Source organism: Plantactinospora sp. GCM10030261, from assembly GCF_042666615.1.
Lineage (GTDB): Bacteria > Actinomycetota > Actinomycetes > Mycobacteriales > Micromonosporaceae > KBS50.
The window spans coordinates 55,706-82,588 of the sequence record NZ_JBHTDD010000004.1; the positions used below are offsets into that span (position 1 = coordinate 55,706).

General features: G+C 71.4%; 24 protein-coding genes, 1 tRNA gene and 4 pseudogenes. 14 read left to right on the top strand and 15 right to left on the bottom strand.

Translation table 11 applies throughout. The annotated features are described in order from the left end of the window. The first annotated feature begins 31 nt into the window (after positions 1-31). The 5 genes and pseudogenes from ACFQUZ_RS06720 to ACFQUZ_RS06740 all read left to right on the top strand — a co-directional run bounded on the left by ACFQUZ_RS06720 (position 32) and on the right by ACFQUZ_RS06740 (position 1,562). Positions 32-105: transfer RNA gene (locus ACFQUZ_RS06720), tRNA-Ile, on the top strand. 173 nt (positions 106-278) lie between these two features. Next, the gene (locus ACFQUZ_RS06725; RefSeq protein WP_377438953.1) at positions 279-626 is read left to right on the top strand and encodes a type II toxin-antitoxin system RelE/ParE family toxin; all 348 of its coding nucleotides are present in this window, start codon (positions 279-281) and stop codon (positions 624-626) included. A 2-nt stretch (positions 627-628) separates the two neighbouring features. Next, on the top strand, positions 629-928 hold the full coding sequence (locus tag ACFQUZ_RS06730; RefSeq protein WP_377438956.1) for a multiprotein-bridging factor 1 family protein: 300 nt from the start codon (positions 629-631) through the stop codon (positions 926-928). Positions 929-966: 38 nt separating this feature from the next. After that, positions 967-1,248, top strand: a pseudogene (locus tag ACFQUZ_RS06735) (type II toxin-antitoxin system RelE/ParE family toxin); the annotation flags it as partial. After that, positions 1,248-1,562, top strand: a complete 315-nt coding sequence (locus tag ACFQUZ_RS06740) for a helix-turn-helix domain-containing protein (RefSeq protein ID WP_377438959.1) — start codon at positions 1,248-1,250, stop codon at positions 1,560-1,562. The pseudogene ACFQUZ_RS06735 and the gene ACFQUZ_RS06740, both read left to right, overlap by 1 nt. A 185-nt stretch (positions 1,563-1,747) precedes the next feature. Here ACFQUZ_RS06740 and ACFQUZ_RS06745 read toward each other — a convergent pair whose 3' ends face one another. Beyond that, complete coding sequence (locus ACFQUZ_RS06745) at positions 1,748-2,002, bottom strand: Txe/YoeB family addiction module toxin (RefSeq protein WP_377438962.1); 255 nt, start codon at positions 2,000-2,002, stop codon at positions 1,748-1,750. Next, complete coding sequence (locus ACFQUZ_RS06750) at positions 1,999-2,283, bottom strand: type II toxin-antitoxin system Phd/YefM family antitoxin (RefSeq protein ID WP_377438964.1); 285 nt, start codon at positions 2,281-2,283, stop codon at positions 1,999-2,001. Before ACFQUZ_RS06750 ends, ACFQUZ_RS06745 begins: the two co-directional genes overlap by 4 nt. A gap of 250 nt (positions 2,284-2,533) precedes the next feature. Here ACFQUZ_RS06750 and ACFQUZ_RS06755 point away from each other — a divergent pair. Then, positions 2,534-2,698: pseudogene (locus ACFQUZ_RS06755) on the top strand (VapC toxin family PIN domain ribonuclease); the annotation flags it as partial. A 5-nt stretch (positions 2,699-2,703) separates the two neighbouring features. Here the strand turns inward: ACFQUZ_RS06755 and ACFQUZ_RS06760 are convergent. Then, positions 2,704-2,802 (bottom strand): annotated as a pseudogene (locus tag ACFQUZ_RS06760) (PIN domain nuclease); the annotation flags it as partial. Here ACFQUZ_RS06760 and ACFQUZ_RS06765 point away from each other — a divergent pair. Beyond that, a pseudogene (locus ACFQUZ_RS06765) lies at positions 2,793-2,948 on the top strand (type II toxin-antitoxin system RelE/ParE family toxin); the annotation flags it as partial. The pseudogenes ACFQUZ_RS06760 and ACFQUZ_RS06765 sit on opposite strands and share 10 nt — an antisense overlap. A 243-nt stretch (positions 2,949-3,191) precedes the next feature. Here ACFQUZ_RS06765 and ACFQUZ_RS06770 read toward each other — a convergent pair. The 3 genes from ACFQUZ_RS06770 to ACFQUZ_RS06780 all read right to left on the bottom strand — a co-directional run bounded on the left by ACFQUZ_RS06770 (position 3,192) and on the right by ACFQUZ_RS06780 (position 5,461). Next, positions 3,192-3,404, bottom strand: coding sequence for a hypothetical protein (locus ACFQUZ_RS06770; protein ID WP_377438966.1), 213 nt, complete (start codon positions 3,402-3,404; stop codon positions 3,192-3,194). A gap of 75 nt (positions 3,405-3,479) precedes the next feature. Next, positions 3,480-4,382: an alpha/beta hydrolase gene (locus tag ACFQUZ_RS06775; protein WP_377439428.1), complete on the bottom strand. Its 903-nt coding sequence runs from the start codon at positions 4,380-4,382 to the stop codon at positions 3,480-3,482. Positions 4,383-4,612: 230 nt separating this feature from the next. Next, positions 4,613-5,461 (bottom strand): helix-turn-helix domain-containing protein, encoded by an 849-nt coding sequence (locus ACFQUZ_RS06780; RefSeq protein ID WP_377438969.1) that lies wholly within the window; start codon positions 5,459-5,461, stop codon positions 4,613-4,615. 229 nt (positions 5,462-5,690) lie between these two features. Here ACFQUZ_RS06780 and ileS point away from each other — a divergent pair, with 229 nt between their 5' ends. Together ileS and ACFQUZ_RS06790 are read left to right on the top strand one after the other, a co-directional pair. Beyond that, positions 5,691-8,813 (top strand): isoleucine--tRNA ligase, encoded by a 3,123-nt coding sequence (ileS, locus tag ACFQUZ_RS06785; RefSeq protein ID WP_377438971.1) that lies wholly within the window; start codon positions 5,691-5,693, stop codon positions 8,811-8,813. A 146-nt stretch (positions 8,814-8,959) separates the two neighbouring features. Next, complete coding sequence (locus tag ACFQUZ_RS06790) at positions 8,960-9,460, top strand: GNAT family N-acetyltransferase (RefSeq protein WP_377438974.1); 501 nt, start codon at positions 8,960-8,962, stop codon at positions 9,458-9,460. 25 nt (positions 9,461-9,485) lie between these two features. Here ACFQUZ_RS06790 and ACFQUZ_RS06795 read toward each other — a convergent pair whose 3' ends face one another. The 4 genes from ACFQUZ_RS06795 to ACFQUZ_RS06810 all read right to left on the bottom strand — a co-directional run bounded on the left by ACFQUZ_RS06795 (position 9,486) and on the right by ACFQUZ_RS06810 (position 12,825). Then, entirely contained in the window at positions 9,486-9,968 is a 483-nt protein-coding gene (locus ACFQUZ_RS06795; protein WP_377438977.1) for a S26 family signal peptidase, read from the bottom strand. Beyond that, the gene (locus ACFQUZ_RS06800; RefSeq protein WP_377438980.1) at positions 9,965-11,755 is read right to left on the bottom strand and encodes an ABC transporter ATP-binding protein; all 1,791 of its coding nucleotides are present in this window, start codon (positions 11,753-11,755) and stop codon (positions 9,965-9,967) included. Before ACFQUZ_RS06800 ends, ACFQUZ_RS06795 begins: the two co-directional genes overlap by 4 nt. Beyond that, positions 11,756-12,310 carry a TlpA family protein disulfide reductase gene (locus ACFQUZ_RS06805; protein ID WP_377438983.1) on the bottom strand — a complete coding sequence of 185 codons (555 nt, stop codon included), beginning with the start codon at positions 12,308-12,310 and terminating at the stop codon, positions 11,756-11,758. A 323-nt stretch (positions 12,311-12,633) separates the two neighbouring features. Then, entirely contained in the window at positions 12,634-12,825 is a 192-nt protein-coding gene (locus tag ACFQUZ_RS06810) for a hypothetical protein (protein ID WP_377438986.1), read from the bottom strand. A gap of 152 nt (positions 12,826-12,977) precedes the next feature. On the opposite strand from ACFQUZ_RS06810, the gene ACFQUZ_RS06815 reads away from it, so the two are divergent. Then, positions 12,978-15,767 (top strand): BTAD domain-containing putative transcriptional regulator, encoded by a 2,790-nt coding sequence (locus ACFQUZ_RS06815; protein ID WP_377438989.1) that lies wholly within the window; start codon positions 12,978-12,980, stop codon positions 15,765-15,767. 11 nt (positions 15,768-15,778) lie between these two features. Here the strand turns inward: ACFQUZ_RS06815 and ACFQUZ_RS06820 are convergent, their stop codons facing one another. Next, positions 15,779-16,666 carry a dihydrodipicolinate synthase family protein gene (locus ACFQUZ_RS06820; protein WP_377438992.1) on the bottom strand — a complete coding sequence of 296 codons (888 nt, stop codon included), beginning with the start codon at positions 16,664-16,666 and terminating at the stop codon, positions 15,779-15,781. Positions 16,667-16,736: 70 nt separating this feature from the next. On the opposite strand from ACFQUZ_RS06820, the gene ACFQUZ_RS06825 reads away from it, so the two are divergent. Further along, the gene (locus tag ACFQUZ_RS06825; protein WP_377438995.1) at positions 16,737-17,693 is read left to right on the top strand and encodes a LysR family transcriptional regulator; all 957 of its coding nucleotides are present in this window, start codon (positions 16,737-16,739) and stop codon (positions 17,691-17,693) included. A 146-nt stretch (positions 17,694-17,839) separates the two neighbouring features. Here ACFQUZ_RS06825 and ACFQUZ_RS06830 read toward each other — a convergent pair whose 3' ends face one another. Then, complete coding sequence (locus ACFQUZ_RS06830; RefSeq protein ID WP_377438998.1) at positions 17,840-18,436, bottom strand: TIGR03086 family metal-binding protein; 597 nt, start codon at positions 18,434-18,436, stop codon at positions 17,840-17,842. Between the two features lie 41 nt (positions 18,437-18,477). On the opposite strand from ACFQUZ_RS06830, the gene ACFQUZ_RS06835 reads away from it, so the two are divergent. Further along, positions 18,478-19,344, top strand: a complete 867-nt coding sequence (locus tag ACFQUZ_RS06835; RefSeq protein WP_377439001.1) for a DUF6597 domain-containing transcriptional factor — start codon at positions 18,478-18,480, stop codon at positions 19,342-19,344. Between the two features lie 92 nt (positions 19,345-19,436). Here ACFQUZ_RS06835 and ACFQUZ_RS06840 read toward each other — a convergent pair whose 3' ends face one another. Next, positions 19,437-20,078 (bottom strand): winged helix-turn-helix transcriptional regulator, encoded by a 642-nt coding sequence (locus tag ACFQUZ_RS06840; RefSeq protein ID WP_377439004.1) that lies wholly within the window; start codon positions 20,076-20,078, stop codon positions 19,437-19,439. Between the two features lie 198 nt (positions 20,079-20,276). Here ACFQUZ_RS06840 and ACFQUZ_RS06845 point away from each other — a divergent pair, with 198 nt between their 5' ends. After that, positions 20,277-21,266, top strand: a complete 990-nt coding sequence (locus ACFQUZ_RS06845; protein ID WP_377439007.1) for an alpha/beta fold hydrolase — start codon at positions 20,277-20,279, stop codon at positions 21,264-21,266. A gap of 180 nt (positions 21,267-21,446) precedes the next feature. Next, on the top strand, positions 21,447-23,807 hold the full coding sequence (locus tag ACFQUZ_RS06850; protein ID WP_377439010.1) for a glycoside hydrolase family 65 protein: 2,361 nt from the start codon (positions 21,447-21,449) through the stop codon (positions 23,805-23,807). 16 nt (positions 23,808-23,823) lie between these two features. Here ACFQUZ_RS06850 and ACFQUZ_RS06855 read toward each other — a convergent pair whose 3' ends face one another. After that, positions 23,824-24,795 (bottom strand): threonine/serine dehydratase, encoded by a 972-nt coding sequence (locus tag ACFQUZ_RS06855; protein ID WP_377439012.1) that lies wholly within the window; start codon positions 24,793-24,795, stop codon positions 23,824-23,826. 55 nt (positions 24,796-24,850) lie between these two features. Continuing rightward, positions 24,851-26,833 carry a DUF4153 domain-containing protein gene (locus ACFQUZ_RS06860; RefSeq protein ID WP_377439015.1) on the bottom strand — a complete coding sequence of 661 codons (1,983 nt, stop codon included), beginning with the start codon at positions 26,831-26,833 and terminating at the stop codon, positions 24,851-24,853. Positions 26,834-26,883: the final 50 nt, after the last annotated feature.

Here is a 26,883-nt window from a genome sequence, read left to right on the forward strand (position 1 = left end):
CGGATCGATAGGTTAGGCTTTCGCCCGGCAGGGGGCGGTAGCTCAGCCGGTTAGAGCAGGGGACTCATAATCCCTCGGTCGCGGGTTCGAGTCCCGCCCGCCCCACTCGAAACGGATACCCAAGCGGAGGGGTTCCAGGGCCAGAAGCGCAGGTGGTGGCCGATATCCCGGTTGGCTGCCTGCTCGGACCCGACTCGCATTCATACGAACCAGACGCCGGTACGCTCTGCCGGCGTGGGTGACCGATCGGCAGTTGCCACCGGTATAGCATCTTTGCTATGGCTTGGGGTGTGGTCGAGCTGGAGCCGGAGGTCGAGAAGTGGCTGGAGGGCTTGCCGACCGTGCTGTTCGCCAGGGCGGCGTTCTACGTCGATCTGCTGGCGGAGCAGGGCCCGCTACTGGGTGAGCCCTATACGAAGCAGCTTGACGGGAAGCTGCGGGAACTGCGGTTCCATCTGGAGCGGCAGGCGGTGAGGATCACCTACTGGATCGCGTCCGACAGGCGGATCATCCTGCTGACGGTGTTTCGCAAGACCCGGATGCGTGACGATCGAGAAGTTGAGCGGGCGCGTCGGGCGTTGGCTCGGTGTGTTGACGAGGCACACCGTTTGGCGGAGGAGGGCTAGTTGTGGGTGACCGCACGGATTGGCCGGCCATGCGTGACCGGCGGATGGCCGAGCCCGGGGCTGCGGAGGCGTACGACGCGGCGCGGCTGGCGTTCGAGCTGGGTCGTGCCGTTCGGGAGTTGCGGGAGCGCCGGGGGTGGAGTCAGTCTCAGCTCGCGCAGGCATCGGGGATGACCCAGTCGGCGGTTGCCCGGTTCGAGGCGGGCGGCACGGTTCCGACGCTGCCGGTGTTGGAACGGTTGGCGACGGCGTTGGATGTGAGTCTCAACGTCAGTTTCGCCCCGCGCGACGCGGCGGCCTGAGGTCCCGGCATCGGTTCTGCAACCGGTCGGTCAACGTGGCGATCGACATGCTCGCTGACGCCGGTCCGGGGTTGGGGCGTCCACTGGTCGACACGCTCAAAGGTTCGACCATCAGCAACCTCAAGGAGCTGCGACCGAGGTCTGGGCGGGAAGTCGCCATCCGGGTTCTGTTCGTATTCGATCCCTGGTCGCAGGCGGGGCTTTTAGTGGCCGGCAACAAGGCCGGCGACTGGTCTCGGTGGTATGAGGAAGCGATCCCGGTCGCCGAGGTCGCGTACGAGGGCTGGCTCGCCTTTGAGAGGAAGCGGAGGGAAGGCTGATGGGCGACTTCCATGACTGGGACGACATCCGTGCCGAGTTGCACGACGGGGACGACGACGCGCTCGATCTGGAGCGCGCCCGCACCGAGGCGTGGGTCAGCGCGTTCCACCTTGCCGAGGAGCGTAAGCGGCTCGGTCTCACTCAGCGGCAGGTGGCCGAGTTGATGGGGGTCACACCGGGCCGGGTCAGCCAGATCGAGAACGGCGACCTGGAGGCCAACGAGGTTGCGACCCTGAGCTGGTACGCCCGAGCGCTGGGCGCCCGTATGCGGATCATCTTCGACTACGGCAGCGATCTCCGTCAGATCGCCTGATCCTGCGCCGGGCCGCCGAGCCGCGCTCCTGACCGGCACATCCGCAGCGGCAACGGGTCTCCGGCGATGGTCGCCGGCTGGTTCGCATGGTGGTACCTCCGGCCCACCGAAACGGATATCTAAGCGGATCAGCACGCAGACTGTCGTGAGGCCACGTCCCTCGGCGGAGGGAGTGGTCCTCCACCTCATTCGTAGTGGTAGCGGCACTGCGCGATCTGCACCGTGTCGTCCATGACCCGGTATACGAGGCGGTGCTCCTGGTCGATGCGTCTCGACCAGAATCCCGCCCAGTTGCCGCGGAGTTGCTCCGGTTTGCCGATGCCTTGGTGGCCGTTGCGTCGGATGTCCTCGATCAACGCGTTCACTCGTTTGAGCATCTGGCGATCTCGTTGCCAGGTCAGGTAGTCCTCCCAGCCTCGGCCGGCGAACTGGACCTTCACGCTGCCGACTCCCCGCCTGACCTGGCGTCGGGGTCGATCAGGTCGTGCATCTCCCCACCCCCGTTACGCAGCTCCTCGACGGCTTCATTCAGACGGCGCGCGTTGGCGGGGCTGGCCATCAGGTAGGCCGTCTCCTTCAACGACTCGTACTCGCGCAGCGAGATGATGACCGCGGCCTCCCGGCCGGAGCGGGTGACCACCACTTCCTCGGCGTCGTCCACGACATGGTCGAGCATCTTGGCAAGGTTCTGCCGGACTTCTGAGTAGGGAACGGTGCGCATGCTGCTGCCTCCCAGACGTTACGTACAATAAATTGTACAAGTTTGCCGGGGGCTGTTCGTCAGATGGTCCGACGTCTGGCCTTGAACTGTCGATCAGGCTCAGGAGCGGCGTGGGCGTAGCGGGAGCGGAATACCGGTGATCGTGGCGAGGTGGTTCGCATGGTGGTACCTCCGGCCCACGCACGTCTCTGGCCTGCGGCTCTTGGCTGCTCGTCCGCCGTCACGCGAACCGGCTGGTCGATGATGGGCAGACACCCTGCCTTCGTTGGTCATCGACGAGGTTGGCGTCGCGATGCTGGTTGACCGGATGTGGCAGATGCGGGGCAATGTCACGGCGTACGACGCGGCTTACGTCGCGGCGGCGGAGCTGATGGCCTGCCCACTCGTGACCGGTGCTGGTCGGCTCGCCAAGGCCTGTTGTCACACCTTGAGGACGTCCACGTCGTACAGCGCTATCGACGCGTCACGGGAGGCGAGGGTCAGCCCTTCGGTGATTGCCTGGGCCACCAAACCCCTATCGGGCTGGCAAACCACTCGACGAGCCCTTCGACGGCTTCCACTCCGCCCGCCGCGGCACGTACCGAATCATCTACCGGATCAACGAAGCCAAACGCGTCGTGGAGATCCACTCGATCCGCCACCGGCGCGACGCCTACCGCTTCTAGGCCGCGATGGAATCGCGCTTCATTCGGGCCGGCCTGCCCATTCGCAGCGGTATAGGCGACCATCGAGGAGGTGGCGGCCGCGACCGGGCCCTCGCCGTCCGGCGGGCCACCGGCGATGGTCACCGACTGGTTCGCATGGTGATGCCTCCGGCCCACGCACGTCCTTGACCGCCGGTCGGGCCGACGGCTCGCCCGAGGTTGGGGAGCGTCCGGCGCAGCGCGTACCTCACGCGGGCGTCCATGTCAGCGAAGAAGCAGGTCCGCCGGGAGTGACTCCGCATCCGGCAGGCTTTCCGGATCGACGAGCCACTGGACGATCAAGCCACTGATCAGCGCGTAGCTGAGAGTGCCCTCGGCCCGTACCCGGTCAGGGTCCGCCTCCGGCTCGGTGCCGAGCACCAGGCGCGCCAGGGATGCTCGTGCGTGCTCGACAGCATGGCGTAGCCGCGCGCGCACCTCGACGTTGTCGTCGGCTCGGGAGCTGACGGGTTCGGCGAGGCCACCGCGTACGACAGTCGAGATCCTTCCTGGTCAACGTGGCGAGTCCGGGCGGAGATGGTCGCGCAGGAAGGCGAGGATCTCGCGGCGCGCCGCCCGGGCGGCCGGGACCAGGCCGGGGGTGCTGAGAAAGCTGTGCGTGGCCTTCGGATAGCCGGTCAGGCGGGCTTCGGTGCCGTGCTCACAGAGCCGCTCGACGTATCGGCGTCCGTGGTCCGCCACCGGGTCCAGGGCGGCGGTGACGACAAGTGCCGGAGGCAGGTCGGCGAGGTCCTCGAACGTCACCGGTGACACGGTGCGCGGATCGAGCGTCGACGGCGTGCTCAGTGTGCGGGCGGCCCGCAACCGCGAGAGCGGGAGCGCCGGATTGTCCGCGTTCTCCTCGATGGAGGGGTAGTCGAACATTGTCTCGGTCCAGTCCGTGGTCGGGTAGTTGAGCACCTGGGCACGGAGTGGTGGGCCAGCCTTGCGGGCACGCAGGGCGACGAGCGTGGCAATCATGCCGCCGACACTTTCGCCCATCAGCGCGACGGCGGTGGGATCGATGCCCCACCGTTGCGGGTCGCCGACGATCCGGTCGAGCGTGTCGTAGCCGTCCTCGATCGGCTTGGGCAGCACATGCTCCGGGGCGAGACGGTACTCCACCGCGACGACCACGGCCGGACAGCGGGCCGCGAGGTGGCTGTTGAGCCAGTCGTTCTGGGCCGCGGTGCCGCCGATGAAGCCTCCGCCATGGAACGAGACGATCAGCGGTAGGTCCCGTGCCACGGCTTTCGGCCGATGCACCCGCAACGTCAGGCGTCGCCCGGGAAGATCGATAGCGGTCTCGGTGATCCGGGCACCTCGATCCGGTGGACCGGTGATGATCCGTCCGACCCGAGACGACGCCGCGCGGTTGGTCTTCTCCCGGACGGCGATCACCTGATCGTCGGTCATGGCTTCCCAGTCGTGGCCGTCCCTGAGAAGTCGGGTGCCCAGTGGTGCCCTAGCTGTCATGTCGTCGTGGATCCAGGTGTGATCGCCACCGGCTGTCTCCTCATGTCTGTCGTCGGTTCGCGGGCCCGTGCGCGCCGGGTCCGCCTGCTCGCGGGTCAGCGCGCACAGGACTGCCACCATCGCCGGAGCGCGGCCGGAGCGTATTGGAGAAAGGTTCCGCCCGGGCGGCGTCAACCCCGGAGCGCCCGCTCCCGCGCGGGCCACGCCAGGTCGTCGACCGTGAGCCACGGCGCGTCCGCCACCTCCGTGGGTGTCATTCCGGTGAAGGACATGACGTCCCGGCAGAGGTGGGACTGATCGACGAAGCCGCTCTCCGCCGCCACCAGGGCGGCGCTGTGCCCCGCGGCGAGGCGGTGCGCCACGTGGTCGAAGCGGATCAGCATCGCGGCGCGCTTGGGTGTCAGGCCGACCTGGGATCGGAACCGGGACCACAGCCGCCGACGGCTCCATCCGACCTCGGCCGCCAGCCGCTCGACGCGAGCCCGCCCCCGGCTCCGCGCCATTTCCCCCCAGACAAAGGAGACCTCTGGATCCACCGCTGGACCCGCCTCCTGGCGTCGAGCGAGCGCGGCGTCCATGACGGTGAACCGCTCGTCCCACGACCCGGCGGCGCGCAGTCGTTCCCGGATCCGTTCGGCGTCCCGCCCCCACAGGTCGTCGAGGGCGATCAATGCCGAGCCCTGCTCGGCGGAGCCGCCCAGCGCCGCGTGCGCGACCACCGGCGAGAGCCGTACCTGCAGGTGGTCGACGTCGCGCCCGCCAGCTCGAACGCTGCCCGGGGCCATCCGGACAACGACGCTGTCCCGCTTCCGCGCACCGCTCGCGTCATCGACGAGTTCCACGTCGCCGAAATCGATGAAGACCGTGAACGCCGGGTACGGGACCACCCGGAGACTGACCGGATCGTCGGCTCGACCGCGGAACCCGGCCATACTGACGCCCGCCACGCGTCCCGGCCGCGACGGGACCGCGACGTCGAGCATGGCGTCGGCGACACGGACCAGACCCACGGGTGGCACGTCGCGGCAACCTCATTCGTCGTGGTGGCGGTGCCCGGGAAGCCTCCCGAACGTGGCGTGGAAATCGTATCGCCGCCCGGTCCGCGGTTTCGACGGTCACCACGAAACCGCGGATCCGCGGCAACCCCCACGAGCTATAATCCGTTGCCGCAAGGCGTTGATGGGGACCGGTAGCGCCGCACGCCGTCCCTTCGCCGGAGTCGAAGCAATGTCCGACGGAGGATTCGGTATGTACAACCCGGTGCCCAACCAGGTGGACCTCACGCGCCTGGAACACGGGATCCTGGATTTCTGGCAGGCACGTGGTGTCTTCGAGCGCAGCCTGCGGCAGTCGGCGGGCCGCCCGGAATGGGTGTTCTACGAGGGCCCGCCGACCGCCAACGGGATGCCCGGCGCGCACCACATCGAAGCCCGCGTGTTCAAGGACGTCTTCCCGCGCTACAAGACGATGAAGGGGTTCCACGTCGCCCGCAAGGCGGGCTGGGACTGCCACGGCCTGCCGGTCGAACTGGCGGTGGAGAAGGAACTCGGATTCTCCGGCAAGCAGGACATCGAGGCGTACGGGATCGAGAAGTTCAACGCCCGGTGCCGCGAGTCGGTCACCCGGCACACCGACGCGTTCGCCGCGCTTACCCGCCGGATGGGCTACTGGGTCGACATGGACGACGCCTACCGCACCATGGACCCGGCCTACATCGAGTCGGTGTGGTGGTCGCTGCGGCAGATCTTCGACAAGGGACTGCTCGTCCAGGACTTCCGGGTCGCCCCGTGGTGCCCGCGGTGCGGCACCGGGCTGTCCGACCACGAGCTGGCCCAAGGGTACGAGACGGTCACCGATCCGTCGGTGTACGTCCGGTTCCCGCTGACCTCCGGCCCGCTGGCCGGCCGGGCCTCGCTGCTGGTCTGGACGACGACTCCGTGGACGTTGGTGTCCAACGTCGCCGTCGCGGCCCATCCGGACGTGGTGTACGTGGTGGCCACCGACGGCGTGGAGCAGGTCGTGGTGGCGGAGCCGCTGCTGCCCAAGGCACTCGGCGAGGGGTTCACGGCCACCGGGGAGACGTTCACCGGGCGGCAACTGGAGCGGTGGACGTATCGCCGGCCGTTCGACCTGGTCGACGTCCGCGACGCCCACTTCGTGGTCAACGCCGAGTACGTCACGACCGCCGACGGCACCGGACTGGTCCACCAGGCGCCGGCGTTCGGCGCCGACGACCTGGCCACCGGCCGCGGGTACGACCTGCCCATGGTCAACCCGGTACGGCCCGACGGCACCTTCGAGGCGGACCTGCCGCTGGTCGGCGGGGTGTTCTTCAAGGAGGCTGACCGGGTGCTCGTGGCCGATCTGCGGGAACGCGGGTTGCTGCTGCGCTACCTGCCCTACGAGCACCCGTACCCGCACTGCTGGCGATGCCACACACCGCTGCTCTACTACGCCCAACCGTCGTGGTACATCCGTACCACCGCGATCAAGGATCAGCTCCTGCGGGAGAACGACGCCACGAACTGGCAGCCGGAAACCGTCAAGTACGGCCGCTTCGGGGACTGGCTCACCAACAACATCGACTGGGCGTTGTCGCGCAGCCGCTACTGGGGCACCCCGCTGCCGATCTGGCGGTGCGACGAGGGTCACCTCACGTGCGTCGGCTCGCTGGCCGAGCTTGGCCGGCTCGCGGGCCGGGACCTGGCCGCCCTCGACCCGCACCGGCCCTACATCGACGAGGTCACCTTCGCCTGTCACTGTGGCCGGACCGCCACCCGGGTGCCCGAGGTGATCGACGCCTGGTACGACTCGGGCGCCATGCCGTTCGCGCAGTTCGGCTACCCGCACCAGAACACCGAACTGTTCGCCAGGCGCTACCCGGCTCAGTTCATCTCCGAGGCCATCGACCAGACCCGCGGCTGGTTCTACACGCTCATGGCGGTCTGCACGCCCGTCTTCGGCAGGTCGTCGTACGAGAACGTGGTCTGCCTGGGCCACATCCTGGCCGAGGACGGACGGAAGATGTCCAAGCACCTCGGCAACGTCCTGGACCCGATGGCGCTCCTGGAGGAGCACGGGGCGGACGCCGTCCGGTGGTTCATGGCGGCGACCGGCTCGCCGTGGTCCGCGCGTCGCGTCGGGCACACCGCGATCCAGGAGGTGGTCCGCAAGATCCTGCTCACCTACTGGAACACCGTCGCCTTCCAGGCGTTGTACGCCCGCCTCGCCGGCTGGTCACCCTCGGCCGCCGACCCGCCGCCGGCCGACCGGCCGCTGCTGGACCGCTGGCTGTTGTCGGAACTCCACCTCCTCGTCGGTGAGGTCGACGCGGCGATGGACCAGTTCGACACCCAGCGGGTCGGTCGGCTGTTGTCGGTCTTCATCGACGACCTGTCCAACTGGTACGTGCGCCGGGGCCGCAAGCGCTTCTGGCGCGGCGACCCCGCCGCGCTGGCGACGCTGCACGAGGCGGTCAGCATGCTCACCCTGTTGCTGGCACCTGTCACTCCGTTCATCACCGAACGGGTGTGGCAGGACCTGGTCGTCCCGGTGTCGCCGGACGGACCCTCGTCGGTGCACCTGGCCGACTACCCGGTGGCCCGAGTGGAACTCGTGGACCCGGCGCTGTCGACGCGGATGACGCTGGTGCGTCGCCTCGTCGAATTGGGTCGGGCGGCCCGGTCCGAGGCGGGCGTGAAGACCCGCCAGCCGCTGTCGCGGGTCCTCGTCTCGGCACCGGGCTTCCAGGATCTGGACGAGGAACTCCGGGCGCAGGTCGCCGACGAACTCAACGTCGGGCAGGCACAGCCGCTGACCACCGTGGGCGGGTCGCTGGTGCGCACCACCGCCAAGGCGAACTTCCGTACCCTCGGAAGGCGCTTCGGCAGGCGGGTCCAGGCCGTCGCCACGGCGATCGCCGCGGCGGACGCGGCTGTACTCAACGCGGCATTGCGCGCGGACGGGTCGGCGACGCTCCTCGTGGACGGTGAGCAGGTCACCCTCGGTCCCGATGAGCTTGTCATCACCGAGACACCTCACGAGGGCTGGGCGATGGCCAGCGAGTCCGGTATGACGGTGGCGCTCGACCTGCGGCTGACGCCTCAGCTTCGCCGAGCCGGGGTGGCACGCGACGCGATCCGCCAGATCCAGGAGGCCCGCAAGTCGAGCGGTCTCGAGGTGGCGGACCGGATCGTGTTGCGCTTCCGCGGTGACGACGCCGACACGGTCGCGGCGCTCACCGAGCACGCTCCCCTGATCGCGGACGAGGTACTGGCGACGGACTTCGCCGAGGCCGAGCCCGACTGGCCGAACCCCGTTCCCGTTACGGACGAAGGGCTGGGGCTGACCTTCTGGCTGCGGAAGGCGTGATGTCGTCGGTTGAGCGGCCATCCACCCGTCGATCGGCCAGGTCGGCCAGGTCGGCCAGTTGATGGTCGCGCCGTGGGCCAGCCGATCACGGTAAGGGCCGAGATGCGTTCCGTGCGTTACGCTGCTGGCCTCTTCGAGGAGGTGCCATGACGAATCCGCTCGTGCGGCTCCGCCCTGCTCAGCTCGCCGACGCACCCGATGTCGCGGAGATCTGGCGGCTCGGCTGGGTCGATGCCCACCTCGGCCGGGTGCCCGCCGAATTGGTGGCGGCCCGGGACGAGGCCACGTTCCGAACCAGGGCCGAGCAACGGGTCGGGGACACCACAGTCGCCGTGGTCGGTGCGGCGGTCGCCGGCTTCGTCATGACCGACGGCGACGAGGTGGACCAGGTTTACGTGGCCGCGGAGCATCGCGGTGCCGGCGTCGCTGGCGCACTGCTGGCGGAGGCGGAGCGCCGGATCAGAGCCGCCGGCCACGGGATGGCGTGGTTGGCGGTGGTGCCGGACAACGCCCGTGCCCGGCGGTTCTACGAGCGGCACGGATGGCGGGACGCCGGCCCCTTCGCGCACGCCGCGCCGGGCCCCGACGGTCCGATCCCGGTGCCCTGTCACCGGTACGTAAAGCAGTTGTCTCGACCGGACGCCTGACGGCCAGCCACGAGCGGTACACGGTTCACTCGCCCGCGTCACGCGGGCGTGATCTCACCGAGAGCGGCGGGGCAGGCGGCCCCGGCCGGGCGTCGCGTGGTGCCGGTGTGGTGCTCAGGTCGGCGAGGACGACGCCGCGAACCCGGGACAGGGGCAGATAGCCGAAGTCGCGCGAGTCATGGCCGCCGTTGTCGCCGTAAACGACGAGGTGCCGGCGGGGGACCCGACCGCCGGGCACCCGCGCCGGCACCCCGTCCGGCGTACGGTCGCCGGGGCGCGCGACCACTCGCTTGATCAGCCAGCCGGGGGCGGCACCCGGCGCGGGGGCGAACACGACGACGGCGCCGGGGCGGCGCAGCGCCAACCGCGGTACGCGCAGCACCAGCACCCGGTCGCCGTGGTGGTAGGTGGGCTCCATGCTGATGCCCACCACGCGCACCACCACGAACATGGCTCGGCCCAGCAGGACGACAGCCACCACCGCGCATGCCACCGCCACGTACATCATGCGACCCTCCCCGCGTAACCTGCGGCCTGGAGACCGAACATTCGCGCGTATCGACCGCCCTCGGCCAGCAACGTGTCGTGGTTGCCGCACTCGACCACCCGGCCGTCGCCGAGCACCACGATCTGATCGATGTCCCGCACGGTGTTCAGCCGGTGCGAGACGACCAGGCTCGTCGTCCCGGACCGGTAGGTCCGCAGGCGGCGCTGCGCCTCGTATTCGGCCTCCGGATCCAGCCCGGTCGAGGGCTCGTCGAGGATCCGCAGGTCGGCGTCCTCGCGCAACGCCGCTCGGGCCAGGGCGATCCGCTGCCACTGACCCCCGGAGAGCGGCACCCCCACGGCGCCGTCGTCGCCGTCGCCGAAGGCGCGGGTAAGCAGCGTGTCGTAGCCGGATGGGAGTGCTGCGAGAACGTCGTCGACGTCGGCGTGCCGGGCGGCGGCTCGGATCCGTTCCATCGTGGGCGCGCGTCGCACGTCGCCGAGGGCGATGTTGTCGGCGGCGGTCAACTCGTACGTCATGTGGTCCTGGAACACCGTGCTGATCCGACGCCGCAGTTCCTCGACGGGCAACTCGCGCAGGTCGACGCCGTCCCAGAGGATGGTGCCGGCGACCGGATCGTACAGCCGGCAGAGCAGCTTGACCACTGTGGACTTCCCGGCGCCGTTAAGGCCGAGCAGCGCCGTGCTGCGGCCGGCCGGGATCGACATCGTGAGGCCACGCAGGATCCACGGATGCCCGACGTCGTACCGGAACCAGACGTCGCGCAACTCGATGCCGCGACGTAGGCGCGGCACGGTCCGGGCGGGCGGCCGGGGGTCGGGCAGGTCGACGGGCGCCGTCACCACCCGGTGGTAGCTGGCGAACAGCCGCAGCGCCTCGTGCCCGGACGCGATCTGGCTGGTCACCGAGGTCAGGGCGCTCTGGACACCGACCAGCGCCGCGGTGAGCACGGCGAGGCTGCCCAGCCCGGCGCCGCCGGTCACGATCCGGTGCACGCCCAGCCCCAGGGCCAGTCCGGAGACCAGCGCGGTGAGCAGTGACAGCCCGGCGGCGGTGCGTGCGGCGTAGCTGTCGACCACGCGCTCCTCGCGGTCCGCGGTGCCGATCTCGGAGTCCATTCTGGAACGGAGCGTGTCACCGGAGCCGAACAGCCGGATCTCCTTGGCCGCGCGCGGATCCGTCATCAGCGTGCCGTAGAAGATCTGCCGCCGCCAGCGCGGAGCGGTCCGCGTGACCACCTCGGTGCGTCGGCGGGCAACGGACAGCTGGGCGAGCAGGTTGGGGACTGCCGATACCGCCACCACGCCGGCGAGCAGCGGTCCGATGGTGGCGAGCGCGGCCAGGAACCCGCCGATCAACAGCACGTTCTGCACCAGGCTCAGGGCTGCGGTGAGTGCCTGGTACGGCACCGTCATCGCCGCGTGCGAGGCCACATGGACGCGGTCACGCTGGACGGGATCCTCCAGGGCGGCGAGCCCACGCATCCGGTTGATCCCGGCGAACAGGCCGTCGTGCATACGTCGACGCAGCTGGCGCGCGGCCTCCGCGTCGAGGTACTGGCTGACCGGTGGGATCAGGCCCATCGCCGCCCCGGTGGCCCCGACCAGGACGGCGGCGGTCAGCACCGACACCCCGCTCACGCCGGCCAGCCCGTCGAGCAGCAGCTTCGTCGCCCAGGCCACCGCCACGGGACCGAGGCCGGCGACGACCGCGAGCACCAGGCGCACCACGATCAACAGTCCAGCCGACCGCCAGATCAGCGTGACGAGCAGGCGGGCGCCGGCCATTCAGGCGGCACCTACGCGGGCCGGCGTCACCGATGCCGCGGGCGGCAGCTCCCGCGAGGTGACCGTGCCCGCCTCGTCGATCACGAAGAACGTCGGGAACGTCTCCACCGCGAAAGCCCGGGTCATCGGGCCGGTCCGGTCCACCGGCTCGTACACGGTGGTCGCGGGTCCGGCGGCGGCCGTCAGCGCGTCGACCGGGTCGGCGCCCTCGATGATGACCGCGATCGCCCGCCCACCGCGCTCGATGGTGGCGCGCGCCGCGGCGGCGAACGTCGGCGCCTGCTCCAGGCAGCTCGGGCAGTCGGAGGACAAGAATCCCACCACCGCCGGCCGACCCCGCAGGTCGCTGTCGGTCACCGTACCGCCGCCAGCCGCCCCGCCGGTGAAGGTCGGCAGCGCCGCGCCCTCCGGCAGGCCACCCAGCACGTCGTAACCCAGGCGGCTCGGCGGCGTCTGTTCGTACCCGCGCATCCGACGCACGATCGCGGTCGTCAGGATGAGGTTCAGCAGGCTGACGGCGCCCACCAGCGCCAGCGCCGCGACAAGGAAGGGCATCAAATCCTCCAGAAAGGACGTTTTCATAAGGGGTGCGGGCGCGGCACGTCGCCGCCAGGTCCTCGATCAGGGATCGCCAGTACGCCGACCAACGCGCCGCGGCGCCGGACGTGGCGCCAAGCGGATCGACCAGGGCGGTATCCCCCGTCGCCGTGCCCGCCGCGCCCTGCCGCCGAGGCGACGAGGAGCGCGACATCGCGGACGACATGCCGCCACCGGTACGCCGCCGGGCACCGGGCCGAGGCCGTAAACGCCGTGACCGTGGTCCGGCGCCGCGGCTCGCCGGCGGCGGCCGTCGGGAGACGACCGCCGCCGGTGGGTGACTAGCCGCAGCTGTTGACCCATTCGGTGCAACCGCAGCTCGGACCGCCGTAGTTGCAGCCGGTGCAGCCGGTCTTACAGTTCTTCCAGCACTGCGCGCCGACCCTCTTGCAGATGTGGCTCGCCCTGGCCTCGGCCTTGGGCAGCATCGCCTGGAGCATCCGGTCGCCGAACGCCCGCATCGATCGAGCCATGCGCAACTCCCTTCCCCGTCCGGGACAGGCGTCCCGGTCATCGACGATCATTCCTGGGACGGCAGTTACACCGGCTATTCGTCGGCTATACATTCGTTACGCGCGCGGGGGCGTGTGATCGAAAGATCCATGGGGGCAGGACCATGCGGTACATGATCCTGGGCACCGTCGAGGTGTCGGCGCACGGACGGCCGATGGTTGTCGCCCGCCCGCAACGGCGGGCCTTGCTCGCTCTGCTGCTGCTCAACGCCAACCGCACGGTGAGTCCTGACGCGGCAGCCGAGGCGCTGTGGGGGCCGGCGGCACCGAAGACCGCCCGGGCGCAGGTCCACTCCGCCGTCTACGCGCTGCGCGCCCAGCTGCGCGACACCGGATTCGATGATGCGATCCCGTGGCGCGCTGGCGGCTACACGATCCACGTCGGACCGGGCCAGCTCGACGCCGCCGTCCTCGCCAACCAGCTGGCCGAGGCGAAGGCGCACCTGGCCGCACGTCGATTCGCCGACGCCGTCGCCGCTGCCCGTGCCGGTCTGCGGCTGTGGCGGGGCGAGCCACTCGGCGACGCCAGGGGCGTTTTCGTCCCGGCAGCCCGCGAGCACCTGCACGAGCGTCGTCGAGCCACGCTGGAGACCCTGGCCGAGGCCGAGTTGGCGCTCGGAAACGATGCTGAGGTCCTCAGCGAGCTGGCACCACTGATGGACGAGTACCCGCTGCACGAGGCGTTCTGCGGCCTGCTCATGCGGGCGCTGCATCGTGCTGGGCGTACCGCCGAGGCGCTGGACCGGTTCCGGCGGCTGCGAACGGTGCTGGCCGAGCAGCACGGCCTGGATCCGGGGCCGGCGTTGACCGAGCTGGAGAGCGCTATCCTGCGCGGCGAGCTGCCGCCGTCGGCGGCGTCGGCGGCGACCGCGGCATCCGCGGCACCACGGGTCAAGGTCCCGGCCCAACTGCCGCCCGACGTGTACGGGTTCAGCGGCCGCGACGCCGAGATCGCGCGGCTGGACGCGCTCCTGACCGGTGCGGCGGGCCAACCCACAGCGGTGGCGATATCCGCCGTCTCCGGCGCCGCGGGCATCGGCAAGACCGCCCTCGCCGTGCACTGGTCCCATCGGATGACCGGTGCCTTCCCGGACGGTCAGCTCTACGTGAACCTGCGCGGCTACGACCAGGGTGGTGCCGCGGTCTCGCCGGAGGACGCGTTGCGTGGGTTCCTCGACGCGCTGGGGGTGTCACCGCGTCGCGTCCCGGCCGACCGCGAGGCTCGCACCGGGCTGTTCCGCAGCCTGCTGGCCGGCCGGCGGATGCTCGTGCTGCTGGACAACGCCCGCGACGCCGAGCAGGTGCGTCCGCTGCTTCCCGGGGCGCCGGGCTGCGCCGTGATAGTGACCAGTCGCAACCAACTGCCGAGTCTCGTCGCCGCCGAGGGCGTCCACCCGCTGGTGCTGGGCGTGATGACCGACGCGGAGGCGCGGGAGCTGCTGGCCCGGCGCCTCGGCGAGCAGCGGATCGCCGAACGTCGCGCCGTCGACATGATCATCGCAGGCTGTGCCCATCTGCCGCTGGCGCTCGCGGTGGTGGCGGCGCGCGCGGCGACGAGCACCCATCTGTCACTGGACAGCCTCGCCGCCGAGCTGCACACCGGCGACGCCCGCGACCGGCTCGACGCCCTGTCCGGTGACGACCGGGCGGTCGACGTACGCGAGGTCTTCTCCTGGTCGTATCACCTGCTCGGCGCCGAAGCGGCGCGGCTGTTCCGGCTGCTGGGACTGCATCCCGGTCCGCACGTCGGCCCGCACGCGGCGGCCAGCCTCGCCGGGTTGCCCGTCAGCCGGATCCGGCCGCTGCTGGCCGAGCTGACCACGGCCAACCTCGCCACCGCACACAACCATGGGCTGCACACGACACACGACCTGCTGCGCGTGTACGCCGTCGAGTTGACCCACAAGGAGGACACCGACGACGAGCGGCGGGCGGCGCTGCGCCGGCTGCTCGACCACTACCTGCACACGTCGCGCACCGCCGCGCTGCGGCTCAACCCGCCACGCGACCCGATCGACCTCGACCCGCCGGCGTCCGGTACGAGCCTCGACGCCCCGGCCGACCACGACGCGGCGCTCGCCTGGCTCACGGCCGAGCGACCGGCGTTGCTGGCGATGATTCGGCTGGCCGCGCGGACCGGCTTCGACACCCACGCCTGGCAACTCGCGTGGACCCTCGACGACTTCCTGGACCGCCGGGGCCACTGGGCCGACCAGGCCGCCAGCCAGGAGTTGGCACTCGCCGCCGCGCGCTCGCTCGCCGATCTGCCCGGCCAGGCCCAGGCACACACGAGCCTCGGCCGGGTCTACCAGAGGTTCGCCCGCTACGACGACGCCGACGCGCACCTGCGCCGAGCCCTCGACATCTTCGGCGATCTCCGCGACGACGCCGGCCGTGCGCGCGTGCACTACAACCGGGCCCAGGTGTCGGAACGTCGCGGCCGATACGTCGACGCACTACGGCACGCGCAGGCGTCGCTGGAACTGTGCCGGGCCAGTGGCCACCGCCTTGGCGAAGCCAACACGCTGACCACGATCGGCTGGTACCACTCCCGGCTGGGCCGGCATCGCGAGGCGCTCACGTACTGTGAGGTGGCGCTCGCCCTGCATCAGGAGATCGGCGACCCCCATGGCGAAGCGGCGTGCTGGGACAACCTCGGCCACGCCCACCAGCACCTTGGCCGGTACGACGAGGCTCTCGCCTGTTTCCGGCGGGCACTCGCCATGTGCCGCCAGGCCGGTGACCGCTACAACGAGGCGGGTGTCCTGACCAAGCTCGGCGACGCCCACCACGCCCATGGCGAGGCTCGCGACGCCAGGGTCGCCTGGTCGCAGGCCGTGGCGATCCTCGACGAGCTGGACCACCCGGACGCCGAGGCGCTCCGCCCTCGCCTCACCCGCTGACCACCCGGGCATCAATCCAAGCAGGTCGGCATGTTGGCGCGTTCGGTCGCGTGCGTCAAGGCTCGTGCGGTGGCCGTCGTGCTGGCGGGCAGCAGCGGTGGGCGCACCGCCGGTGTCGGGATGCGACCCTGGGCGTGTAGGACCGCCTTGATCACTGCTGGGTTCGGCTCGGCGAACAGCGTCGCCGCCAGGGTGGCGAGCCGGTGACCGAGTGACCGTGCCCGGACCACGTCGCCGGCGCCCCAGGCCCGCACCAGCGCGGCGTGGTCGGCGGTGGCGACGTGCGCGGAGGCGACGATGCCGCCGTGCGCGCCGAGCGCGAGCAGCGGCGAGAGGTACGCGTCCTCGCCGCAGAGCACCGTGAAGCCGGGCGGCGGGTCGGCGAGGAGGGCGATGGTGTCCGCGTCGACGCCGCCGACCGCGTGCTTGATCCCCACCACGCCGGGCAGGTCGGCGAGGCGGCGCAGCGTCTGGACGGACAGCGGCTGCCCGGTGCGGTACGGGACGTGGTAGGCGACCAGCGGCACGGCGGATGCCGCGGCGAGCCGGGCGAAGTGCGCGAGCACCGCCTCCTCGCCCGGTCGCAGAAACGGTGGCACCAGGCAGAGGGCGGCCGTGACCTCGGGCTGTCCGGTGTGGGCGCGGAGCTCTTCGACGGTGTGCGCGCCGACCAGGAGGCCCGCCCGGTGTTCCCCGCAGGCCGCGACGGCCGCCTCGATGACCGCCCGTCGCTCGGCGTCGGTGAGTGCGTGCGGCTCGGCGGTGGTGCCGAGCGCCACCAGGCCGTCCGCCCCGGCGGCCAGCGTTTCGCGGGCGAGGGCGGTCAGCGCGTCGAGCGCGACGTCGCCCCGCTCGTCGAACGGGGTGATCAGGGGTACGTACAGCCCGGTCGGTGTCATGCCGTCAGCCTGCGGCCGAGGACCGTGAAGGACCAGCACTGATTACTGAACGAATACGTAAGCTGAGCTGATGCTTGATGTCCGCCGCCTGCGCCTGCTGCGGGACCTGGCCCGACTCGGCACCATCGCCGCCGTCGCCGAGGCGCACACGTACACGCCGTCCGCCGTCTCCCAGCAGCTCGCCGCCCTCCAGCAGGAGGCCGGTGCCACCCTCCTGGAACGCGTCGGCCGACGGGTCGCGCTCACCCCGACCGGAGAGGCGCTGGTCCGGCACGCCGAGGTGGTCCTGGCCGCCCTGGAGGCGGCCGACGCCACCCTCGCGGCCGCCCGGGGCGGGCTCTCCGGTCGGGTACGCCTCGGCGCGTACCCCAGTGCCGTGCGACCACTGCTGCTGCCCGCCCTGGTCGCGCTGGCTCGCGACCACCCGGCGCTGGACCTTCTGGTCACCGAACTGGACCCGGTCGCGGTGCCGGCCGCGCTGCGCGACCGCAGCCTCGACGTGGCGCTCGCGCACGACTACGACATCGTGCCGGTCGAGCCGGATCCGGCGCTGGACTCGACGCCGCTGCTCGACGAGACGGTGTTCCTCGCCGTTCCCGCGACATGGGAGCGGGATCCGACCGGCGACCCGATGTGGTCGGTGCGGGACGCCGACTGGATCGTGGGCAGCGCGGGGACGTTGTGCCACTCGCTCGCTCTGCACGCCTGCGAGCTGGCCGGATTCCGTCCGGCCGTGCGCCACCACGCGGACGACTTCGCCGCCATGCTCGCCCTGGTCGGTGCCGGCCACGGCGTCGGTCTGGTGCCCCATCTCGCCGTCGGGCAACCGCCCGCAGGAGTACGTCTCGTGCCGCTCACCGTCAAGCGGCGAACCCGGATCGCGTACCGGAGGGGCGCGGGCGACCATCCGGCGGTGGCCGCGAGTGTCGCGGCCCTGCGGGCCGCCGCCCGCGCGGACACCCGACCCGGGGGCGTCATCGCGAGCCTGTCCACCGGTCTGCGACCCTGCTCGGTCGACACCGTCTGAACCGGGCGGTCATCGTCATGGACCGGGCCGATCGCCGTCGCCCACGGAACCTGCCAGGTCACCGGCTCGGCAGGCGTGATCTGTTGTGGTGAGGACGCCATCGCGACATCCGCTTCGGCTGTCGGGATGGCGACCGGACCTGCCCGTTAACCGAGCGCGGTCTGGCGGGGGGCGGTCGCCTCCGGCGTCCAGTTCGGGTCGCGGCCGGCGCGACCCAACAGGCGGGTGAAGGGGTCCGCGTCCGGGCCGACGGGCACCTCCTCGCCGAAGACCCCCATCTTCCGGGGCATCGGCCCCAACTCGTCGACAAGCGTGTGCAACTCGGCGACAGCGGCCGGGTCCGGCGTGAACGGCACCTCGGTGGCGGCGGCCAGGTCCCACGGGTGAACGACGAGATCGAGCAGCACCATCCGGCCCACCGTCAGCTGCGGCAGGCCCATGCCCGGGGAGACGCCCTCCAGCGCCGAATCGGGCGTCCACGCCGCGACCAGGGTGTCGAACTCGGTGCGGAATCGCGCGCGCCAGTCGGTGTCGAGCACGTCCGGCCTGCTGGAGAAGTCGGCCGGTGTCCGGCGCGCCAGGGCCTGGAAGTTGACGACGACCTGGAACAGGTGATTGATCACATCGCCGACACGGTACTCGGCGCACGGCGTGACCGCGCTCAACTGCTCATCGCGGATGGCGTCGAGGACGGGTACCGCCCGGTCGGCCGAGCCGCGCAGTAGGTTCGAGATGGTCGACATACGGTCACGTTAACCAGCAGGCCGCGGGGGGTCTTGAAGAAATGCGACAGCCACGCCGGGACACCCGGGGCATCGTCGACCCGGGCGGCCTGCTGCGCCGGGTCCGGTTCCGGCGGCACGCGCCCGCGGCGGAGCTGGCCGGTCTCCTGGAGCACTACTGGTTCATCGACTGGGACCTGACCGAACCGTTCGAGCAGAGCGTGATCGGCCATCCGTCGGTGAACCTGGTGGTCATGCGGGCGACGGGGGACGACCCGGTGACCGCCGAGATCGCCGGTGTCTCCCGGACCCTGTTCTCGATCAAATTGACCGGCACCGGCTGGGTGCGCGGCGTGAAGTTCCGACCGGGCGGCTTCCGGCCCTTCTTCGGCACCTCCCCGGCGGCGTTCACCGATCGGCGGGTGCCGCTCGGCCAGGTGCTCGCCGACGACGAATTCGCCGACCGGGTCGCCGCCGCGACGGAGATCGCACGATCCACGGAGGCCGCGAGTGACGCGGCGGAGGCCACGAGTGCGGCGACGGAGGCCGCGGACGCCGCGGCGGTCGCGGTTCTCGACAACCGCCTGCTGGCGCTGCGACCCCAGCCCGACGAGCCAGCCCGGCTCGCGATGGAGCTGGTGGACCGCGTCCGCGCCGACCGTTCGATCCGGCGGGTCGACGAGTTCGCCCGTGCCGTGGGGATGTCCACCCGGTCCCTGCAGCGGTTGTTCATCGACCATGTCGGCGTGACGCCGAAATGGGTGATCCTGCGCTACCGCATCCACGAGGTGATCGAACGGGCCGCCGGCGACGTGGACTGGAACGCGGTCGTCGCCGAGCTGGGCTACAGCGACCAGGCCCACCTGGTACGCGACGTCACCGCCACGATCGGTGTCTCACCGACCGCGTACGCCGCCTCGATCCGCTGACCGGGCGATGAGGAGGTGCCCCTGGCGAACCTCGCCCGGCTCGTCGAGTCCGGTGGCCCGGGCACACCCGCGACGGCTGACCGCCGTTCCGGCTACCGTTCGGCGGGCCAGTCGAACGGCACACCGAGTTGGACACTCGTCCATTTGCCCCAGGCGGACAGCTGGCGGAACACCGGCTGCGAGGCGCGTCCCACGGCGGTGAGTTCGTAGCCGGGTCGCGGCGCGTCCGGTTCCGCCGGCAGCCTCCGCACCAGGCCGAGGTCGGCCAACTCACGCAGCTCCCGGGCGAGCACCTGCTTGCCGATCGGGGCGAGGACCCGCTGGAGGTCGCCGAACCGCCGGGCGTCGTCGAACAGGGCGTAGACGATCCGTACCTTCCACCGGCCACCCAGACTCACCAACCAGTCGACGTCCCGTCCGACCTGGTCCCCGTACCACTCACCCCAGTCGTGCAGCTGACGCAGGATCGGCTCCGAGTCTCGGCCGAACGGGGTGAGCGAGTACTCGACCCGCGGCGGCACGTGCAGCGAGACGCTCCGGCGTACCGCACCCGCGCGCTCGAGGAGGCGCAACTGGGTCACGAGGGTCTGCCGGGTGGCCCGCGGCATGCGACGACGCAACTCGGAGAACCGCTTCGTGCCGTCGAGCAGGTGATACATGCTCCAGAACATCCACTTGCCCCCGACGCCGGCGGCGCCGTACGGGCATACCAGGGTCGCCTTGACCCGCGGCATCGAGACGCGGACCCCCTTTCCGGGCGCACCGGTCGCATATTTTTGCGTTCTTCTCCGCTCCCAGCTGGCCGCCTAGCGTCAACCGTACCGGCCGGCTGGATGCCGCCGACCGGACAGGTGTGTCGATCGAACAGGACGGGCGGACGAGTGACGGAGCGGACACCACGACGGCGGGCACGCCGGGCGATCGTGATCATTGTGAGTGTGCTCCTGGGTCTTCCGTTGCTACTCGCCGCCGGACTGGCCGGGTGGGACGGCGGGGCCGACCTGGACCCGCGCCGGCAACTGCTGCCCGGCGTCGACCTCGACCTGCGGGTCGCGGAGACGGACCGGGGGCCCGTCGAGTACGACCTGCATGGTGCCGACGGCCCGGTGGTGCTGTCCGTGCACGCCGGTCTGGGTGGGGCGGACCAGGGTCGCCTGTTCGCCAGTTGGCTTCAGGACGACGGGTACCGACTGCTCAGTCCGTCCCGGCCCGGCTATCTGGGGACCCCGCTGAGCGGCGGGCGGAGCCCGAACGAGCAGGCGGACCTGCTGGCGGCCCTGCTCGACGAACTGGGCATCGACCGCGTCGGGGTCTTCGCGGTGTCGGCGGGTGGGCCGGTCGCGTACACCTTCGCCGCCCGGTACCCGCAGCTGGTGTGGGGACTGGTCGTGGTCGGCGGCGTGAGCCAGCCCGACCCCGACGCCGCCTCGGGTAGCTCCGCGCTGCGGTCCGCGTTCGTCAACCTGATCGGGCAGAAGCTCGCGAAGCTGACGGCGGAGGTGTCCCTGGCGTCGATCGTGTCGGGGACCCTCGACGAGACCAGCACCTTCTCCGCCGCCGAAAAGGCGGAACGTGTCGACTACATCACGGGTACGGAGAATGTCCGGACCTTCTTCGCCGCGATGTTCGACAGCACCTTTCCCTACGAGAAGCGCATGCCGGGCACACGCAACGACTCCGCCCAGCGGCGCCAGCTGGATCTGCCGTTCGACTCCATCACCGCGCCGGTCCTCGTCATGCACGGCACCCGGGACGGCGACGTACCGTTCTCGCACGGCGAGTTCGCCGCCGCCCGGATCCCCGGCGCCCGGCACCACTGGCTGCCGGAGGAGGACCACCTGGCGTTCTGGCTGAGCCCGCGCGCCGGCGAGGCGCAGCAGGTCGCCGCGGACTTCCTGCGCGAACATGCCCCCCGGCGGTAGCCCGCCACGGCCCCGGCGGCGAGTACGCCCATGGCGGTAGCCCGCCACGGCCCCGGCGGCGAGTACGCCCCCCGGTCGTGGCGGGCACCTCGTCGTGGCGGGCACCTCCAGGCCGGTGTCTCAGCGAGTTCACAGCGGGGGAGCGATTGCCGTGCCCGGTCGGGTGGGTAACGACAACCCGTGCAGGCAGACCAGAACTGGCGGGTCCGACGGAGCGGGGTCGATCTCGACCGGCTGGGGGAGAACGAGTCGATCTTCGCGTTGAGCAACGGTTGGATCGGTTGGCGGGCAACCCTCGACGAGGGCCGGCCGGGCGAGATGCCTGGCACCTATCTCAACGGCTTCCACGAGCAGCGGACGCTGACCTACCCCGAGGACGGGTACGCCTTCCCGCAACACAGCGACACCGTGATCAGCGCACCGAACGCCACCCTCATCCGGCTCTACGTCGGCGGCGAGCCGCTGGACCTGAGGACTGGGACGGTGCGCGGCCACGAACAGGAACTGGACCTGCGGTCCGGACTGCTCCACCGGCACACCGAGTGGATCTCGCCGGCCGGGCACGCGGTGCGGGTGCGCAGCACCCGACTGGTCTCGCTGCCCCGCCGTCCGGTCGCCGCCGTCGACTACCGAGTCGAGCCGCTCGGGGACGACCCGATCGAGGTGCGGGTCTGCTCGGACGTGCAGGCGAACGAGCGGGTGCCGGAACGCGACGACGATCCCCGGGCGGCGTCGATCATCGACGACCCGCTCACCGCCGAACTGCACCGCCAGGACGGCGGCTCCGGGGTGCTGGTCCACCGTACCGACCGCAGCGCGCAGCGGGTCGCCGTCGCCGTGACCCACCACATCGAGGCGCCGGACGGCTTCGACAGCGGCGGGGACCGCACCCCGGACCGGCTGCGGACCACCGTCGAGGGCCGGCTGCGCCCCGGCGAGCGGTTGCGGATCACGAAATTCGCCGGGTACGAGTGCGCACCGGTCGACGGCACGCCGGCGGACGAACTGGCCGACCAGGTGCTGGCCGAGGCCACCGCCGCCCGGGAGGACGGCTTCGACGCCCTCGTCGCCGAGCAGCGCGACGCGCTGGAGGGGCTGTGGCGGGTCGCCGACATCGAACTCGACGGCGACGGGGAACTCCAGCCGGCGATCCGGTTCGCCGTCTTCCACCTGCTCCAGGCGGGCCGGGCGGACGGCGACCGGACCATTCCGGCGAAGGGACTGACCGGCAACGGATACGACGGCCATGTGCTCTGGGACACCGAAAGCTACGTGCTTCCGGTGCTGACGTACCTCGCGCCGGACGTCACGCGTGGCGCGCTGCGCTGGCGGCACGCGCACCTGACCGAGGCCCGGGAGCGCGCGGCGGAGCTGCGGCTGCCCGGCGCCACGTTCCCGTGGCGCACCATCGGCGGCCGGGAATGCTCCGGCTACTGGCCGGCCGGCACAGCCGCGCTGCACGTCAACGCCGACATCGCCGACACGGTGCTCAGGCACGTCGCGGCCACCGGTGACGACGACCTGCTCGCCGGGCCCGGGGTGGAGTTGCTTGTCGAGACGGCCCGGCTGTGGGCCGGCTTCGGGCACTGGACCGACGACGGGACATTCCACCTCACCGGCGTCACCGGGCCGGACGAGTACGCGGCCCTGGTCGACGACAACATCTTCACCAACCTGATGGCCCGGCGTAACCTGCGGGGCGCCGCCGACGCCGCGGAACGCCATCCTGACCGGGCCACGGCGCTCGGGGTCGAACCGGCCGAGGTCGCCGGCTGGCGTGCCGCCGCCGACGCCATGCACGTGCCGTACGACCGCAAGCGCGGGGTGCACCAGCAGGCCACCGGGTTCACCGAGCAACCCGACTGGGACTTCGCGGCGATGAAGTCCGACGACTATCCGCTGCTGCTGCGCTTTCCGTACCTGGAGCTCTATCGCAAGCAGGTGGTCAAACAGGCCGATCTGGTGCTGGCCATGCAGCGCTGCCCCGGCGAGTTCACCGCCGAGGAGAAGACCCGCAACTTCGCCTACTACGAGGCACGGACCGTCCGCGACTCGTCGCTGTCGGCCGGCCCGCAGGCGGTGCTCGCCGCCGAGGTCGGTCACCTGGACCTGGCGTACGACCTGTTCGCCGAGGCCGCCCTGCACGACCTGGCGGACCTCGGTGACAAGACCACCGACGGGTTGCACCTGGCGGCGCTCGCGGGGGCGTGGAGCGCGCTGGTGGCGGGCTTCGGCGGGCTGCGCGACGACCGGGGCGTGCTGGACTTCGACCCGCGCCTGCCGGCGAAGATCCGCCGGCTGGCGTTCGGCCTGCGCTGGCGGGGTGAACTGCTGCGCGTGACGCTGACCCCGGACGAGGCGCGCTACGAGCTGCCGGACGCGGGCCCGTCGGTCACCGTGGAGCTGACCCACCGCAGCGAGCTGGTCCGGCTCACGGGCAGCGAGCCGGCCGTACTCCCGATACCGCCGGTGCCCGATCCGGGCCCGGAGCCGTCGTCGCCGCACGGCCGCCGGCCGGCCCGCCGCAGCCGCGAGTCCTGACCCCGCAACCGGACGATCAGCGCAGGTCGAAGCGCTCCACCCAGGACATCACGTCCGCCATGGTGGCGTTGCCGCCGCAGAGCACCAGGCCCAGGCGGGCCCCGGGGCCGACGGTGTCGAGCACCCGCCGGGCGGCCGGCAGCACGCAGCCGGCCGCCGGCTCGGCCCAGACCTTCGCGTGCTGCGCGAGGTCGAGGGTTCCTCGCACGGCCTCGGCGTCGGACACCACGAGCACCTCGGTGACCAGGTCCTTGACGTGTTCGTGGGTGAGCTTCGAGGCGGTCGGCGCGCCGAGCGTGGTGACGATGGAGGAGACCGGCACCTGGACCGGACCGCCGGCCTTCAACGCCCGCGACATCGCCTCGGCGCCCTCGGTCTCGACACCCCAGATCCGGACCCCGGGTCGACGGGCCCGCAGTGCGGTGGCGACGCCGGAGATGAGCGCGCCACCGCCGATGCTGACCAGGACGTCGGTCAGCTCGCCGGCGTCGTCGGCCAGTTCCAGTCCGACCGTGCCCTGGCCGGCGACGACGACGGGGTCGTCGAACGGGTGGACCAGGGTCAGACCCTCGGCCCGCAACCGGGACATGAGCGCGAAGGCGCCGGCCATGTCGTCGGTCAGGCGTACCGTCGCGCCAGCGGCCCGGGCGGCCTCGACCGCCCGTGCGGGCGCCGAGCGGGCCATCACCACGGTCGCCCGTACGCCCAGTGCCTCGGCCATGACCGCGACGGCGATGGCGTGGTTGCCGCCGCTGACCGCCACCACGCCGGCCGCCCGCTCCGCCTCGTTGAGGGTGAGCAGCTTGGCCGTCGCACCGCGCGCCTTGAACGAGCCGGTGCGCTGCAACAGCTCCAGCTTGGCGGTGACCGGCACGCCGAGCAGGTCGGTCAGGCCGGGACTCGGCACCGTCGGGGTGCGGATCACGTGGCCGGCGATGCGTCGGGCCGCCCGCTCGATGTCCGACAGCTCGATCAGCACGCTGCTCATACCGGCATGGTGGCATACGTCCCCGACACCACCGGACGGGCGTGCCGGGATCGGCTCACCGCCTCCGGGGGTGGTCGAACTGGTCGGCGGCGCGGCAGTCCTTGGGACCGCCGATCGCCTGCGGCCCGAGGCGGTCCAGCACCCGGCGGGCCCGCTCGCGACCGAGATTCCAGGCGTTCCACGGATCCGGCTCGGCCAGGTCGTCGGCGACCCAGCTCAACGTGCAGCGGCGCACCGGATCGGGAAGGGTGGACAGCGCCGGCGTCGCGTCGGCTGACAGCGCCCGCAGGTACCAGGCGTCGATGCGTCCGGTCTCCTCGTAGCGGGCGATGTTGCGGCGGGCCGCGTAGTCCTCAGGGTTGAGCACGGCGAGGCTCAACAGCATCGCCACGGCGAGCCCGACGGTCACGCCCGGGATCCAGGCACCACGCCATTTCACGCCGGCCAGCATGATCATGATGAAGATGGTGCCGAGCAGCAGTTCGAAGGCCATCACGAAGATGCGCTCCCCGGTGAAGCTGTAGACCTTCTGGTACGCGTACATCCGGGACAGCGCCGAGATGACGATGACGATGCTCAGCGCGCTGAGCACACCGAGCAGGCCGCGGAGCAGGATCCGTTCGATCGGCCGGTCGCGCCGCGCCCAGCGGGTCACGCCGGCCAGGATGGCCAACGTCAGGATGGTGACGATCAGCAGCTGCCAGAAGCCGCTGCGTGCGTACTCGGCGTAGCTGAGGCCGGTGGTCCGCAGCACGTGGCGCTGCCCGCCGAACAGCACCGTGAACTGCACCGCCACGAACCCGGCGAAGAGCAGGGTCAGCGCGCCGATCGGCAGGGCCCATTCGGCCACCCCCAGGCGACGCTCGCCCGGCTTGTCGACGGTGGACAGGTCGGGCGGTGCGGCAATCGTGTACACGGCGGCGGTCGCGATCAGCCCACCGACGGCGAGCAGGAAGATCCACTGGAAGACCGACGCCACGTCGATCTCTGGCACCAGCGCGTCGAGCACCGCCGAGAACGCGACGTCCGCCGACGAGAGCAGCGCGCCGAACACGACAAGCACGACGATCGTGGCGGCCACGGACCAGCCGATCCGCCGGGTCGGCTGCCCGGCGGACCGCAGGTGGTCGCGCATCCACGGCAACCCGCGGAACGCCGCGAACGGCGCCGCCACCAGGCTGAACAGGATCGAGCGCACCAGCCGCCCGCCCACGATCGCCAGGGCCGCGCAGCCCAACGCGCCGAGTACACAGAATGTCACGAGCCACCACGCGTTGCGGAACGCGAGCGCGGACAGCAGTGCCAAGGCGGCCACGCCCCATCCGGCGCGGGCCCATCGCGGCACGGGCGGTAGCTTCGCGGCGGTCGGCCGCACCGCGACCAGGATTCCGGCGGTCAGCACGAGCCAGCCCAGGAACCAGCCGATGCCGGTACGCCCCAGCGGGACGAACGTCGCCAGCCCGAGCCCACCGACGAATACCGCCGCCGGGACCGCTCGCCCCCGAGCCGTCGCCGGTCCCGGCCACCGCGTCTCCAGGAACGGCTGCCGCCGCACCGCTGGCGTGAACCCGCGATATCCGTATCCGGACCCCGGCGAGGCCGCCCACGGAGCGGAAGCCGGGGCTGGTGCCGCTGGGGTGGCCGCGGGCCGTGGGTCGGCCGGCTGGCGTTGCGGCGGCGCCACCGGATGGGCGGCGAGGGCGCCCGAATCGTCGGTCCTGGCGGTTGGCTCGGCCCCTTCGGACTTCGCCGGTTCTCCGGCCTCGGGGGTCGGCTCGGCCGTGGGCAGTCCGGTCGTCGCGGCCGGCTCGGCCCCGGCCGGCACCACTGGGAGGAACACCGCGAGACCCCGCGTGCCGGCCGGGATGGAGACCGGGATCGCCCACGCCGGCTGGCCGTCGGCACCCGGCCACGGCACGCCGGCCGGTGTCCCGTCCCCGGTGGGCAGGACCAGCACGTACGGTGTCGCGCCGTCGCGAGCGGTGGCGGCGTCGCTTCCGGGCGGTGGTGAACCGGCGGCCGGTGACGGCTCCGACAAGGCAGTCTCCTCGATTGAATGGTGCGGACACTCTACGGCGCGGTCGTCGC